The sequence below is a fragment of the Chryseotalea sp. genome, assembly GCF_057350905.1.
The window spans coordinates 377,176-393,339 of sequence record NZ_JBMRCF010000008.1 but is presented as its reverse complement, the minus strand read 5'-3'; the positions used below and the strand labels follow the sequence as shown (position 1 = coordinate 393,339).

Annotated in this window: 9 protein-coding genes; all 9 read left to right on the top strand. The window is 41.9% G+C overall.

Features of this window, described 5'->3' with window-relative positions; translation table 11 throughout:
* The first annotated feature begins 77 nt into the window (after window positions 1-77).
* A complete protein-coding gene (locus tag ACO1XM_RS10140) occupies window positions 78-3,776 on the top strand; it encodes an efflux RND transporter permease subunit (RefSeq protein ID WP_486228492.1) in 3,699 nt (1,232 codons plus the stop codon).
* Between the two features lie 3 nt (window positions 3,777-3,779).
* A complete protein-coding gene (locus ACO1XM_RS10135; RefSeq protein ID WP_486228491.1) occupies window positions 3,780-5,015 on the top strand; it encodes a TolC family protein in 1,236 nt (411 codons plus the stop codon).
* A gap of 9 nt (window positions 5,016-5,024) precedes the next feature.
* Window positions 5,025-6,257, top strand: coding sequence for an efflux RND transporter periplasmic adaptor subunit (locus ACO1XM_RS10130; protein ID WP_486228489.1), 1,233 nt, complete (start codon window positions 5,025-5,027; stop codon window positions 6,255-6,257).
* Window positions 6,232-6,714, top strand: a complete 483-nt coding sequence (locus ACO1XM_RS10125) for a hypothetical protein (RefSeq protein ID WP_486228487.1) — start codon at window positions 6,232-6,234, stop codon at window positions 6,712-6,714. Before ACO1XM_RS10130 ends, ACO1XM_RS10125 begins: the two co-directional genes overlap by 26 nt.
* Window positions 6,711-7,085: a DUF3703 domain-containing protein gene (locus ACO1XM_RS10120; RefSeq protein ID WP_486228485.1), complete on the top strand. Its 375-nt coding sequence runs from the start codon at window positions 6,711-6,713 to the stop codon at window positions 7,083-7,085. The genes ACO1XM_RS10125 and ACO1XM_RS10120 overlap by 4 nt, the downstream gene beginning before the upstream one ends.
* Complete coding sequence (locus ACO1XM_RS10115) at window positions 7,082-7,693, top strand: hypothetical protein (RefSeq protein ID WP_486228483.1); 612 nt, start codon at window positions 7,082-7,084, stop codon at window positions 7,691-7,693. Before ACO1XM_RS10120 ends, ACO1XM_RS10115 begins: the two co-directional genes overlap by 4 nt.
* Before the next feature lie 10 nt (window positions 7,694-7,703).
* Window positions 7,704-9,671 carry a heavy metal translocating P-type ATPase gene (locus ACO1XM_RS10110; protein WP_486228481.1) on the top strand — a complete coding sequence of 656 codons (1,968 nt, stop codon included), beginning with the start codon at window positions 7,704-7,706 and terminating at the stop codon, window positions 9,669-9,671.
* Between the two features lie 125 nt (window positions 9,672-9,796).
* Complete coding sequence (locus ACO1XM_RS10105; protein ID WP_486228479.1) at window positions 9,797-14,524, top strand: strawberry notch-like NTP hydrolase domain-containing protein; 4,728 nt, start codon at window positions 9,797-9,799, stop codon at window positions 14,522-14,524.
* On the top strand, window positions 14,524-16,134 hold the full coding sequence (locus ACO1XM_RS10100) for an ATP-binding protein (protein WP_486228477.1): 1,611 nt from the start codon (window positions 14,524-14,526) through the stop codon (window positions 16,132-16,134). Before ACO1XM_RS10105 ends, ACO1XM_RS10100 begins: the two co-directional genes overlap by 1 nt.
* Window positions 16,135-16,164: the final 30 nt, after the last annotated feature.

Below are 16,164 nucleotides of genomic sequence, written 5' to 3'. Positions count from 1 at the left end.
GTTCACTATTCTGAACGACAATAGACATTTTAGAATTTAATCAGGCATTTCATCCTTTATCAATTCTAATAGCATTTATGTTAGACAAGATCATTCTATACTCAATAAAAAATAAACTGGTGATTGGTTTACTCACACTGGCATTGGCTGGATGGGGAACGTATTCACTCACGCAGTTGCCCATTGATGCCGTACCAGATATTACGAATAATCAGGTGCAGGTTATCACGCTAAGTCCTTCACTGGCTGCACAGGAAGTAGAGCGGCTTATCAGTTTTCCGGTAGAGCAAACAATGGCCACAATACCGGAGATAAAAGAAATCCGAAGCATGTCACGTTTCGGACTCTCCGTGGTCACGATTGTTTTCCATGACGAGATTGATGTGTATTGGTCAAGGCAGCAGGTAAACGAACGCTTGGCAGAAGCACAAAACCAAATACCCACAGGAATTGGAAATCCAGAAATGGCTCCCATCACAACCGGCCTTGGTGAAATATATCAATACCTCATTCGCACAGAGAAAGGGTACGAAGAAAAGTACGATGCTGCTGAACTCCGAACCATTCAGGATTGGATTGTTAGAAGGCAATTGATCGGTACACCTGGTGTTGCAGATGTTAGTAGCTTCGGTGGCTTTTTAAAGCAATATGAAGTAGCCTTAGACCCCGATAAACTAAGAAGCTATAATCTAAGTATCACAGATGTATTTACCGCTCTTGAAAGGAACAATCAGAATACAGGTGGAGCTTATATTGATAAGAAGCCAAACGCCTGGTTTATTCGCAGTGAAGGGTTGATAAGTTCTATTGAAGACATTGGGAAGATTGTTGTAAAGAATACATCAGCAGGTCTGCCTATTTTGATTCGTAATGTTGCAGAAGTTCGTTACGGAGCCGCAAATCGTTATGGAGCCATGACTTACAATAATGAGGGTGAAGTGGTAGGCGCACTTGTCTTAATGTTGAAAGGCGAAAACTCCAATGCAGTTGTTACACGTGTAAAGGAGCGAATGGAGCAAATCAAAAAAACATTACCAGAAGGTATTGTTATTGAACCCTTTTTAGATCGAAGTAATCTGGTTGATCGTGCCATAGGCACAGTCGAGAAAAACCTGATTGAAGGTGCCTTGATTGTCATTTTTGTTTTGGTGCTTTTCCTGGGTAACCTGAGAGCTGGATTGATTGTGGCCTCCGTTATTCCACTGGCCATGTTGTTTGCAGTTTCGCTTATGCACGCATTTGGTGTTTCTGGAAATTTGATGAGCCTTGGAGCCATTGATTTTGGTTTGATTGTAGATGGAGCTGTGATTATTGTAGAAGCAACCATGCACCAACTTGGTCTGAGAAGTATATCGCGCAGGATGACGCAAGCTGAAATGGATATTGAGGTATATGATTCTGCTTCCAAGATTAGAAACTCAGCCGCCTTTGGTGAAATTATCATTCTGATCGTTTACCTACCCATACTTGCGCTCGTGGGCGTTGAGGGGAAGATGTTCAAGCCAATGGCGCAAACCGTAAGCTTTGCCATACTCGGTGCTTTCATCTTTTCTTTAACCTATGTGCCCATGATGTCGGCACTCTTCCTGAGCAAGAATCCACAGCACAAGCGTAATTTTTCTGACAGAATGATGGACTTCTTTCAGCGTCTGTATCACCCCATTATAAATGGAGCCTTGAAAAGAAAAATGTTGGTGATTGCCATAGCCATTGTACTCTTCATTGGAAGTTTGCTTCTATTTGCGAACATGGGAGGGGAATTTATTCCTACGTTAGAAGAGGGCGACTTCGCTGTCGAAACCCGTGTGCTTACCGGAAGTAGTCTTACACATACGGTTGATGCTTCATTAAAAGCAGGAGAAATTTTGATGCGTGAATTCCCGGATGAGGTGAAGGAGGTAGTAGGCAAAATTGGTGCAGGAGAAATTCCAACTGACCCTATGCCTATTGAAGCGTGTGATTTGATGGTGATTCTGAAAGATAAGAGCGAATGGAAAAAGGCTGATAATCGTGAAGAGCTAGCTGAGAAGATGGGGGAAGCACTGGAGGCAATACCTGGCGTGACATTTGGATTTCAGCAACCTATACAAATGCGTTTCAATGAATTAATCTCCGGAGTGCGGCAGGATGTAGCGGTAAAAATATTTGGTGAAGATCTTGACGTGCTAACAGATTTATCAAAACAAGTTGCAGGCATTGCCGCAGGTATTGAAGGTGCGCGTGACTTGTATGTTGAAGAAGTTACAGGTCTACCTCAAATTGTTGTGCATATTGACCGCGATGAGGTGGCCAGATTTGGACTGGACATCGAAACCATTAACCAAGCCATTAGCACTGCGTTTGCTGGACAGAGTGCGGGCGTGGTGTACGAAGGCGAGAGGCGTTTTGATCTCGTAGTTCGGCTGACAAAAGAAAATCGTCAGGGCATCGAGAACGTACAGAATCTTTTTATTACGACACCAACAGGTAATCAAGTTCCGCTTGATCAAGTTGCCAGTGTTGAATTTAAACTTGGCCCCAATCAGATACAACGCGAAGATGCCAAGCGCAGAATCATAGTAGGGTTCAATGTTCGTGGTCGAGATGTGGCCAGCATTGTAGAGGAGCTTCAGCAAAAAATAGAAAAGCAAATTGATTTTCCTCCAGGATACTATCCAACGTATGGAGGACAATTTGAGAATCTGAAAGAAGCACAGGCAAGGCTTTCGATCGCTGTACCCGTTGCTCTTCTGCTGATTTTAACCTTACTGTTTTTCACGTTCGGTTCATTGAAACAATCCATTCTCATTTTCATGGCTATACCAATGGCAGCCATTGGAGGAGTGTTTGCTTTGTTGTTGCGTGGAATGCCGTTTAGTATTTCGGCAGGTATCGGGTTCATCGCATTGTTTGGTGTAGCGGTACTTAATGGAATTGTGCTTATAGCCGAATTCAATCGGCTGAAGAAAGAAGGGCTTACTGACTTATACGACATCGTAAGAAAGGGCACTCAAATTCGTCTTCGCCCTGTGTTAATGACGGCTGCTGTTGCATCCCTTGGCTTTTTGCCAATGGCATTGGCCACCAGCGCGGGTGCCGAGGTACAGAAGCCACTGGCTACTGTTGTCATCGGAGGATTGATCAGTTCAACTGTGTTGACATTGATCGTACTTCCATGCCTTTATATCTATTTCGAAAAAATTAATATTTCTATGAAAACAATCAGATTGATTTTAATCCCTGTATTGCTTTCTGTGGGTATTTCCACTCAGGCACAAGAGGGAATCAAAGAAGTAAAATTGTATTCAACACACGAAGCCTTTGTTAAGGATAAGCCTTATAAAGTTGTTCGGGTAAAAGATTGTAAAGATGCTTTGAAAGAAACACCGAATGCTAAGCTGACGATTAGTGGAATTGATGAAACGCTAACGATTCAGTATGGATCACTTGCCGGATACAGTATTGGATCAGACCGCTACAGGGCTTTTGGAAACAAGGGTTTTTTCAAATCGTATGGTTACTACAAAATACTGGACGATTCATGTCTGGTGACATACTCAAAGCGGGTCTATCATTACAAAACCGGACGTGGGCTAAATTACTACTATAGTAGGGATTTGGATTCTCCCATTCAGCATCTTTGGATGAAACCCATTCGGGAGGATTTTACCGACAAGCCTAAGTTTGTTCAAAGTGTAAAGACCGTTTTTAAATCTTACTATCCCTCACTCTATTTAAGCGATAAGTCGTCAGGAATGGTACTGTTCAATAAACTCTATTGCGACTCCAATCTTTAAGTTATGAAGAAATATTTTTTAGCAACACTATTCCTGCTTATGACCCTGATAGGGAAGTCGCAGCAATTGCTTACACTCGAACAGGCTATAGAATCAGCACTGCAAAAAAATGAAGGTGTTCAGGCAGCAAGCTACAACATAGAGTCACAAAAAGCCTTGAAAAAAACGGGGTTTGATCTTCCGAAAACAAATGTGTCTTTGCTCTATGGCCAATACAACAGTTATGCAAAAAATGACAATAACCTGACGGTTACACAAACTATTCCTTTTACTGCCTTTGGTAGTCAGGGTGCGTTGAACAGATCCCTTGTGGCATCCAGTGAATTGAAAAAAGCTGCTACGGAGAACGAACTGATTTTTCAGGTGAAGCAGGTCTATTACCAGTTAGCTTTTCTGAGAGCTAAACAAAAATTGCTAGAGCAACAGGATAGTATCTACGGGGGTTTTCTGAAAGCTGCATCACTTAGATATAAAACAGGCGAAGCTAATTTGCTGGAACAAGCTACTGCGGAATCACAACGCAATGAAGTTAGAAACTTGCTGTCAAAAAATCAGGCTGATCAGTTGGTGATTCGTAACCAATTGAAAACACTCATCAATAGCGAAGAGTTGCCAGACATAACCGATGCTGAGTTGAACCAAATTTCGTTTAGCAATGCACCGGATAGTGTAGCCGTTCAAGCCAATCCTTCGGCAAGGTACATGCAACAGCAAATGCAGGTCGCAAAGGATGAGAAGAAAGTAGAGGCTGCTAAGGCTGCTCCTGAAGTCATGCTTGGTTTCTTTACGCAAACGCTAATTGGCATACAGGACACGGAATCTGGTTCAGGGGCAATAGCCTCTTCCAGCGATCGATTCACCGGCTTTCAAGTTGGGCTCTTTATTCCATTATGGTTTGTTCCGCAGCAGGGGCGTGTCAAGGCTGCTGAGTACAACCGACAAGCAGCAGAGAGTAATTACCATTACTATCATAAAACACTGCAAGGACAATACCAGCAAGCCATGCAGGAGTACACTAAAAACAAAAACAGTCTGGAATACTACACTACTTCGGCATTACCCAACGCAGAACTTATTCTAAAGCAAACATTACTTGCCTTTAGCAATGGGGAGATTGGGTATGCTGAATATTTGTTAGGTGTTCAAAAGGCTATCGCCATAAAAGAAGGTCACCTCCAAACACTGAACGATTACAATCAGTCCATTATTTACATTGAATTTTTGTCGGGCAATAAATAACAGAACAAAATGAAAACCATTTATAAATTACTAAGTCTTTTACTATTATTCTATATATCAACCTTGCTGATCTCGTGTGGTAACAATGCCACGGAAGCGGCAGTCGAGGAGCATCATGATGAAGAGGAGAATACCGTAGAACTCACACCTGAACAGATAAAGACCGCAGGTATTCAATTCGGTAAAGTTGACCAAAAACAAATCAGTGGAACCATTAAGGTTAATGGTGTACTCGATGTTCCTCCACAACAACTGGTAAGTGTTTCAGCTCCATTAGGTGGGTTTCTTAAAAGCACAGTGCTGCTCCAAGGTTCAAGAGTTATCAAGGGGCAATTGATTGCAGTAATTGAAAATCCTGAATACATTCAACTACAACAAGACTACTTGGAAGCTAAGAATCAGTTTGATTTTGCGCTGGCTGACTATGAACGGCAGCAAGAACTTGCTAAGGAAAATGTGAATGCGCAAAAAACCTTGCAACAAGCAAAGACAACCTATCAAAGTTGGTTAGCTAAAAAGAACGGTTTATTAGCCAAACTCAAACTAATCAATATTGATATTGTGACCCTTGAAACAGGAACTATCTCCAGCACATCAAATATTTATTCAACAATTACAGGCTACGTTACAGAGGTAAATGTAAACATTGGCATGTTTGTGAATCCCAGCGATATACTCTTTGAGATTGTGGATACAGAGCATTTGCATGCTGAGTTGATAATTTTTGAGAAGGATGTTCGTAAGATTAAAATCGGACAAAAGGTAAGGTTTACGCTTGCCAATGAAATTACGGAACGCATGGCTACTGTGTACTTGATCGGAAGGGAGATTAGTTCTGACAGAACCATTCGTATTCACTGTCATATCGATAAGGAAGATAAAGATTTGTTGCCAGGCATGTACCTAAAGGCTATTGTAGAAACAGGTGGCGCTGCGGTATCTGCGTTGCCGAATGAAGCTATCATCGATTACCAGGGGAAGAAATATATTTTCATTAAAACCAAAGAAGGTCATGAGCATGAAGAAGAAACAAGTACAAACGAATCGCAAGAAGGTGCTGAGCACAAAGAAGAAGGTCAGCACTTTTTAATGCAGGAGATAACCGTTGGCAATAGTGAATTAGGATATACCGAAGTAATCGTATCAGAAGGATGGAATTCTGAAAATGAGGTTGTTGTGAAAGGGGCTTATGCCATCCTTTCAAAAATGAAAAATAGTGAAGAAGAAGGACACGCCCATTAATATGAAGATCAGATTACAATATTGTTTAGATATGCCTCTGGATGAAGTCTGGAGCCGTGTAAAGAAGGTGTCCACGCTCCATTATGTTGCCAACCCAATTTTAAAGTTTGAGGCAGTGAATCCTAAGATTCTTTCGGAGGAATGGATAGATGGAGATTACGAGACATCGTTGTTTCTATTCGGGCACATTCCCTTCGGACGTCAACACATTGTAATTGAAATTCCAAGCACAACATCGAATAATACAAAAGTATTGATTGATCATGGATATGGTTCGATGGTTCGAATCTGGAAGCACACTATTACCCTTACTAAAAAAACAGATGTACAAACGAACTACCAAGATGAAGTAATTATTCAAACTGGAGTGCTGACACCATTCGTATGGGCGTTTGCCTGGATTTTCTATCGTTGGAGAAGACGTAACTGGTTTAGATTAATAAAATCAAAGCAATGAAACTGTATTGGAAAATGCCTGATGGTTTGAAGGTTCATTATCATCAGGAGCTTAACGACTACAAGAGAGAATTATCTAAAGGAAATTTGCAAGTAGCTTGGCGGCACTTGGAACGGGCGCACATTCTTGGGCAACCCTGGCCAATGGAGCATTCCGAAGTACATTGGATCATGCTCAAGTTTGGAATTCGGATAAAAGACACAAGAGAGATCATTGGGCAAATACCAAGGCTTCTGGTTGGTGGGGTAAAATCATTTGTAGGGACTATTCCAGTGGGTAACACAGGTGGTGCCGATGTGCCACCCTTGCGACCTATGGAAATATCGGAAGACTTGCAGGTTATTTTGAAACCCTATCGCACGGATAAATGATAACACTCATTGCAGGAAGTTTAACACTGAGTTTGCTCCATGCACTTATACCTAACCATTGGTTACCAGTACTCGCCATTGCCAGAAAGGAAAACTGGTCGGTAAATAAGGCAACGAAGGTTACATTCATTGCTGGACTGGCACATGCGTTAAGTACCGTACTTATCGGGTTTATTATTGGTGTTGCGGGTATTCAGTTAGCAGCCAATATGAATTACTTCACTGCATACATTGCACCTTCTGTATTAATCGCATTAGGAGTCTTTTTTATTTATCAGCATCACACCCATAAACACTTTCACCTGCACCGTCATAAAGAGATTGTTTCAGACAAAAAAGTAATAGTCAGTTTAGTCGTAGCCATGTTCTTTTCACCCTGCTTTGAAATTGAAGCATATTTTCTAATGGCTGGTGCTCGTGGATTGTGGCTGGTGTCATTGATTGCTTTACTGTACACCGTTGTAACTGTTGGTGGTATGGTTATTTGGGTGAGTATAACCTATAGAGGATTGCTGAAACTTAACTGGCATACCCTTGAACACAATGCAGGAATTATAACAGGTATCACATTGGTGTTAACGGGTATCCTTTCATTCTTCATTCATTAAAATTTTATTTATGGCTGAACATCAACACACAAATATTCAATCGGATGATGGTTGCTGCACCCCCGAACAAAAAACTGTGCTGCAAAACAAACAATCCAACCAAACAGAAAATGAGAAGGACATCAATAAAGAATGGCTGTCGGCCATCGCGAGTTTTATTCTACTAGCCACAGGTCTGCTACTGGACAATTGGATACAACCCTCATGGTTCGAAAATATGTTTCGGTTTATATGGTATGCCCTTGCTTACCTTCCTGTAGGGCTTCCGGTTTTAATAAAAGGAATCAAATATGCATTTCGGGGCGAAGTATTCACGGAGTTTATTCTGATGAGTATTGCGACTATTGGAGCTTTCTATATTGGTGAGTATCCGGAAGGTGTTGCAGTCATGGTTTTCTATGCTATAGGAGAACTATTTCAAAGTGCGGCAGTAAACCGTGCGAAGCGTAGTATCAAGGCGCTCATGGATGTGAGACCGGATGTAGCTTCTGTCTATCGAAATGGTAATGTTGTGAATGTCGACCCAACTGAAGTGAAGGTTGGTGAAACTATTTTTATAAAGGTTGGCGAACGTGTACCGCTCGATGGAGAAATGTTGAGTGAGAGAAGTTCATTTAACACTGCTGCCCTAACGGGCGAAAGCAAACCTACTACGTTAGAAAGAGGTGAAACGGTGCTGGCAGGAATGATCAACGAATCAAAAGTAGTTGATTTAAAAGTCACAAAACTCTTCAACGAAAGTTCCCTTGCCCGAATCCTTGAGTTGGTGCAGAATGCAACAGGCCGGAAAGCAAAAACGGAATTGTTTATTCGAAGATTTGCCAATGTCTATACACCCATTGTTGTATTCCTTGCGGTAGCACTAACACTTTTACCTTTCTTCTTCGTGCAGGAATATGTGTTTGATCAATGGCTTTATCGCGCACTAATTTTTCTGGTTATCTCTTGTCCGTGTGCGCTAGTTGTTGCTATACCTCTGGGCTACTTCGGAGGTATTGGAGCTGGTTCCCGCAATGGAATATTGTTCAAGGGTTCCAACTATCTTGACCTGATGACACGTGTAGATACGGTAGTCATGGACAAAACCGGAACACTTACCAAAGGTGTTTTCAAAGTGCAGCAAGTTGTGAACAAGGGCATGAGTGAAAAAGAATGGATTCCGCTCGTGGCAGCATTGGAATCCAACTCAAATCATCCGGTTGCAAAAGCAGTTGTCGAGTATGCGAATGGGAAATTCGATAAGGTCGGTGTTGATAGCCTTGAAGAAATAAAAGGGCATGGTCTGAAAGGAAATGTACAGGGTAAGGAGGTTCTTGCTGGTAACGTTAGGCTCTTGTCTATGTTTGGTGTTCAAGTAGATCAAGATACTAGTGCCGTAACAGATACAATTGTTGCAGTGGCGGTAGACAAATCGTTTGCCGGATATTTAACAATCGCTGATGAAGTAAAGGAAGATAGCCCAGGTGCAATTAAGCTTATGCACTCTTTGGGGATAAAGACCATTATGCTCAGTGGCGACAAGCAAACAGTAGCTGACAAGGTAGCCAAATCATTAGGCATAGACCAAGCCTATGGCGATCTCCTTCCTCAACACAAGGTTGAAAAAGTCGAAGCAATAAAGAAAGGTAAGAAAGAAGCTGTGGCATTTGTTGGTGATGGGATTAACGATGCTCCTGTCCTTGCTTTAAGCGATGTAGGTATAGCAATGGGTGGCCTGGGTAGTGATGCAGCCATTGAAACCGCTGATATTGTCATACAAACCGATCAACCTTCGAAGATTGTAACCGCTATTAAAATCGGAAAAGCAACTAATCAAATCGTTTGGCAAAACATCGCCTTAGCTTTTGGAGTAAAGGTAATTGTAATGGCACTTGGCGCAGGAGGATTGGCCACCATGTGGGAAGCTGTATTTGCTGATGTGGGTGTCGCATTATTAGCAATTTTGAATGCGGTGAGAATTCAGCGAATGAAATTTTAATGAATATCAAATAGAACTCACAAGTATTTCTTAATTGGGTAAAATTCATTTAAAATCCTTAATTATTGTTTACTATCATTAACAATCCTTAACCCTCACTTTTTCCGCACTCTACATTTGGTGGAGTGAGGGATAATTCAATCATAAAGACACAATTTCTTCAGTACGTTCGAAATGAACTGGATGCAAAGAATAAGCACAATAGGAAATCTATTGAGCGCATTGCCTCGTCTTACGGGATCACTGATAAATCAGAAGTAAAAGAATACACTGAACTTGCAATCGTACTGAAAGCAAGAAGCATTTCGCTTTCATCATTGTCCATTGAAGATAAGTATTGGAGTATTGTTGAGCTTTACAAAAGCCAGGTAAATATTTCTCACCGTACAAGCCAGAGTATCTTATTGCAACAATACAGTACTCCGGCTCCCATTTCATTTCTTGCCGGAATTTTCACTAACGCAGAACAGAATATTTCTGTGTTTGAACCGTCCGCAGGAAATGGTCTGCTTACGATTGCCGCTAATCCTTCCAGAGTTATTGTCAATGAAATTGATGAGCTAAGAAGATCGAACTTAGCTGACCAGGGTTTCAAACAAATATTAAATCAAGATGCCACAAATCCATTCAAAGGTTTTGAAAAGAAGTTTGATGCAGTCATCACGAATCCTCCCTTCGGACTTTTAGATAAGGAAATTAAGTACGAGACCTTTACTATTGAAGTGCTCGATCACTTAATGGCCTTACGTGCCTTGGACTGCATGAAAGATAATGGGAAAGCTGCCATCATTATTGGAGGTCATACACGCTACGATAAGAAAGGAAGAGTTCAAAAGGGGAAAAACCGATTCTTCTTTAATTACCTCTTCAGCAGATATAATGTAGTCGATGTCATTCCCATTGATGGCTCCAAACTCTATTCACGTCAGGGAACTTCGTTCGACACCAGGCTAATGCTGATTGATGGACGAAAATCTCAAACCTCTGGTGCAGCTCCTTTAAAAAATGAAGAACGCGATGCAGTAGTCGATTCTTTTGAAGAGTTGTATGAACGTGTAATGAGCGTAACCCACCTCCGTCAAGACTCAGGTCGGCAGGCAACACATGCCTACGCTGAAGCTTCGGCAGATAAACCAAGACAAGAATTTACAATGACAAAACTTGAATTAGAAGCTCAGGCTCTTGCCCTGGAGCTTGAATTAATGGGCTTCGATGAACTCGGTATGCCATATACCCCTGCATCAAGCAGTTGCTTTGTTCTCAATACGGTAGTACCTGATTCAATGGGCTTCGAGACGCACAGTGCATTGCAGAGAATTAAAGAAGCTGTGGGTGGTGATATAGATGAGTATGTTCGAATCAAGCTTAACTACCGGAGTAATGTAGAACTGTGCAAAGCATTATCAGCCGAGCAAATTGATGCAGTAGCGATGTCAATCTACAACATCGAAGAGAGAGGTGTTGGTATGATCATCGGAGACCAAACCGGAATTGGTAAAGGTCGAATTGCCGCATCTATTATTCGTTATGCAATTGAGCAAGGAGTTCAACCCATCTTTATTACTGAAAAGGCAAATTTGTTCTCTGACATTTATCGTGATTTGTCAGCGATAGGTTCTTCGAACCTTGTTCCTTTCATTGTCAATGGTCGAGAGAGTAAGACCGACATCAAGGATGAAGACGGAAACATCATCTACCAGGCACTTCCTGCCGCAGACCAAAACAGAATATTCGAGGGTCAGCGCATACCGCGAAACTTTCATTTTGTAGTAGCCACTTACTCACAGTTCAATTCGCCAGATAAGAAGCCAATAAAACCTGCATTCTTAAATGCTATTGCAGAAGATAACATTGTCATCATGGATGAAGCTCACAACTCATCCGGCTCTGGCAACACCGGAAACTTCATGCAGTCAGCGTTGTCCAAAACAAGAGGCGTAGTATTCCTTTCGGCTACGTTTGCCAAGCGTCCTGATAACATGCCAATCTATGCGATGAAGACCTCTATTCGCGATGCGAGTATGACCAGGGATGCACTAATCGAAGCTATAACAAAAGGTGGTGTAGCCTTGCAAGAAATTTTGGCAAGCCAGCTTGTGGCAGAAGGTCAGATGATGCGTAGAGAACGCTCATTTGAAGGTGTAGAAGTGAACTACATTACTTTGGAGGATAAAGAGCAAGAGCATAAAGCCATTGCCGACAATATCACTTCAATCATTCGTGACATCATCAAGTTTCAAACTACCTATGTGGATGAGATTGTGGAAGAGTTGGATGACATTGCAGTAGCCGAGGGGAAGCAAGTAGAAATTCGGGAAGGAACCTCCCAAGCAGGAGTTGATAACCTACCATACTTTTCCAAAGTCTTCAATGTGATTAATCAAATGCTTTTTAGCATCAAGGCAGAGGCAGTTGCAGAACGAGCCATAGCGCGATTGAAGGAAGGCAAAAAACCTGTTATCGCTTTTGCCAGCACAATGGGAAGCTTCATTGAACAGATGGAGAATGACGCAGGTCTCGCAGTTACGGATGGAGATACCATAAATGCTGATTTTTCAGTAGTTCTTCAAAAAGGATTAGATGGAATTTTGCGCTACACGGAAACCGACACGGATGGTCAGAAGGTTTTCAAAAAATTTGAAATCTCTGAATTCCCCTTGGAAGCTCAGGCAGAGTATTTCAGAATAAGTGAGCGAATCAAAGAGGCATCTACAGGAATTACCATTTCTCCCATTGATGTGATTGTCCGAAAAATCACCGAAGCTGGATTCAAAGTGGCCGAGGTTACTGGTCGTAAGTATGAGCTTCAGATAAACTCCAGGACAAACAAAGCATTGGTGATGACACGGAAGCGTGTAAATACCAATGATGCTTTCCGACAATTCAATAATAATGAAGTCGATGTTCTCTTAATCAATCAGTCCGGAAGTACTGGAGCTTCCGCTCATGCTATTGTTACTCCAAAAGTTTCGAAGGATAAAGTGAAGCAACGGGTCATGATTGTATTGCAAGCAGAGCTTGACATAAACACAGAGGTTCAGAAACGTGGACGGATAAACCGCACCGGACAAATTTTTAAACCTATCTACGATTACGTTAACTCTGCCATTCCCGCTGAGAAGCGATTGATGATGATGCTCCAGAAGAAATTGAAATCCCTGGATGCTAACACGACCTCAAACCAAAAGTCATCTACGAAAATTCTGGATGTTCCGGACTTCCTGAATAAGTACGGGGACAGGATAGTAGCTGAATACCTAAAGGAGAATGTAGAGGTAAATATGCTCCTCGATGATCCATTGGGACTATCAACACGTGAAGTAGATGGAGCAGAATTGGAAGATGCCGCACACAGAGTTTCTGGAAGAGTGGCAGTGCTTTCAACACTCATGCAGCAAGACTTCTATAATGAAATTGCTAACCGTTACAGTGAGTATGTAGAGTATCTCAAACAGATCGGTGATTACGACCTTGAAGTGGAGGCGATGGATCTTCAGGCAGAAACACAATCTTCCAGAACCGTGATTGTTGGTAAGGGTGGAACAAGTGAGTTTGGGGATGATAGCATTTTGGAGACAGTGATGGCTAACGTTCTCAAGAAACCATTCTCTATGCAGGAGTTAAGCAACTTACTTGCAGAGTCCCTCCAGGGAAAAAATGGAAGAGAATTGCAAAAGGAAGTGAAGCTGGAGTATGAAGGCTACATGGAGTCGCAGCTTCAAAAGGAAATCGCAGATAATGTGGCATACTATGAAGACCTCATGCAAAAGGTTCCTCAAGAGAAGAAGATTCAAAAACTTGTTGAGAAAGGTAATGCTGCTGAAGCACAAGAGGCGATTAAAGCCAGAACTACTGAGCTTCAAAAAGCGATGACCGATTCAGAGGAAAAGATCAAGCGTTCATTCAACAACAGAAGACAATACCTGGAATCCATTTTCACCTCCTTCTATGTAGGGAGAAATCTGAACTATCCTGTAAGCAGTTATGAGGGAGGTCAGGAACTTGTACCTGCTGTATTCTTGGGTTTCATCATTGATAAGAAAAAGAAGAACCCGTATGCGCCAAGTTCTATGCGCCTTCGCTTTGCATTGGCAAGTAGTAACAAGTACATCGCCATTCCTGCAAGCTACGCACAGGACGTAAGAGCAATCATTGGTGCAAGTGTCGGATTACCGCACCTTGAAAAAGAATCACTATTGGCAAAGTGGGAAGCCTCCATTAAAGAGAGTACGGTTGATAGAAAGATACGGCACATCATTACCGGAAATGTGCTTCAAGCTTTCAGTGCTTACAAAGGGAAGCTTGTGAGTTATACTACGATTGATGGAGGAATCAAGAAAGGAATCCTCATGCCGGAATATTGGGAGCCAGGAAATGATGTCGGGCAAAAAACAGTGGTTCCTATTTCCAGAGCAATGAAGATCATCAGGTCTTTAACTATTGGTGCAAGTATCACAACAAAGAATGGAGTATCCATCTTCCGGCAGCCTGGCAAATTCAAGATTGTAGTTTCGTCCTCACGGTCGAAGGGTGGTGATACATACCTTGATCCAGACCTCTTAAAGATTGTTGAGGGGAACAACTTTGAAAAGATTTCTGATAGAATGACGGCATCATTAGGTGAGGGAAGAATAGATGAGTTTGTCCAAGTGCTTCAGGAGAAGTTCAACGATAGCGTTTCGCTTAGTCCTCCACAGTATGATATAATCAAAGGAGAGATTCCGAAAAAGGAACCAAGGACAAAGCCTACCATCGTGATGCTCCCAAAACAATCGCAATCTGAAATGGAGCAACTGGAGCTTGAAGCTCTTGCTCTGGAACTCGAATTAGAACTATTAAACTTTGCAGCGTAATGATAACGGCTAGTAATTATTTTATTGAAGTGGAGCGGATCGGTATAGAGACTTTGCCGGAAACGCTAAAGAAAGGACATGACCTGGTTGTGAAGAGTACATCCAATGGAACAAATTGGGCGAACTATCAAAGCAGCGAAGGCATTAAGAAAGTGATAGACCTGTATTTTCAAAAGTTGAATGAGTATGCAAAAACCGCCAGCCCGAAAAGCATAACCCCTGAGCCATCCAAGGCGAAAAAATCTCCAGTCAAAAAGGCTGAACAAAAAACGAAGGCGAAAGCGGTTAAAGAGACCAAAGAGCCAAAGAATGTAAAACACGTTGAGCATATCCGTGAAGAGGTGAAGTACATTAAAAGGTATGTCGGGTTACACAACAAGGTTAAGTCACCCAATACCATACTTGCTTTCATCAAAGCCTTGCAACGTTCCATCGTTCAAAAGCTCATCCGCAAAACCTCACCATTGTCGGAAGAAATTGAAATGATTCAGAACAAACTTGTTCAGGCATATAACAAGATGAAGGGCGATGAATCTTTTGCTATCAATGATAAAGACCTTAATCATTTGGTAGCAATCGCAGGGGGAGAAAAAGTGTACCAGTCGATTACCGCCATTAAACGCTACATCGGTTTACAAGGAAAGGATGACCAGAAGAAGATTAATGATTTCATTAAGTACCTGGAGAATCTGGTTGATAAGAAGAAGCTTACTAAAGATGACCCGTATGCCGATAAAGTAAATGCTATCTACAAAAGCCTACGACAACGGTCGAGTACTAAAGTATCAATTTCAAAAGCTGAACTGAATGGATTGGAAGGAATCGTAAAGGCTTGTGGATGCAAAAATGAGGTCGGCAGAATCTATGACACTGGCGGTAAGAAGCTAAGGCCATGCAAGAGTAAAACCTACTCGGATGCAAGTCGTGGAGCTTGTTCGCATAACAGGGGACTCAATGGAGTTTTGACTGCTGAAGAAATGGCAACCCGTAAACTTGACTTGCTCAATTTCTTTTCATTCTGGCATTCCCTATTTGGAAATCCGGCAAGGAACTTCACTATGATGTTTCATGGCGAACCTCATAATGGGAAGACCATCTTTCTGCTAAAGCTTGCGCAATACCTTGCTGAGAATTTCGGTGATGTGCTTTACGTGTCATCGGAGGAATTTGCTTCTCCAACCATGACCAAGAAGGTGAACGAATTCTTGAATCCTTTGCCATCAAGGTTGCACTTCGCTGAAAACTTGCAAGACCCTGACCTTTCGGATTATCAGTTTATCATTCTCGATTCAGTGAATGACCTTGGATTGAAAATCAATGAATACAAAGAGCTTCGAAAGGAGCATCCGGACAAAGCATTCATCTTTATCCTTCAGCATACCAAAGCTGGAGATTTCAAAGGTGGAAAGGATTGGGAGCATATCGCAGAGATAGCTGGAGAGGTTCATAGAGGTGTGGTAAACATTACCAAGAATAGGTATGCACCTAAGAGCACTTTGGATTTCTTCCGACAATTCGGCATCCAGTGGCAAGAGCCAATGGCCAAGCAAAAATTAAAACCTTATCCGATCAATGGTGACATGACTACTAAGGATAGTCAGCATTACTAAACAGAATTATCTAACAATTAAACAAACAAA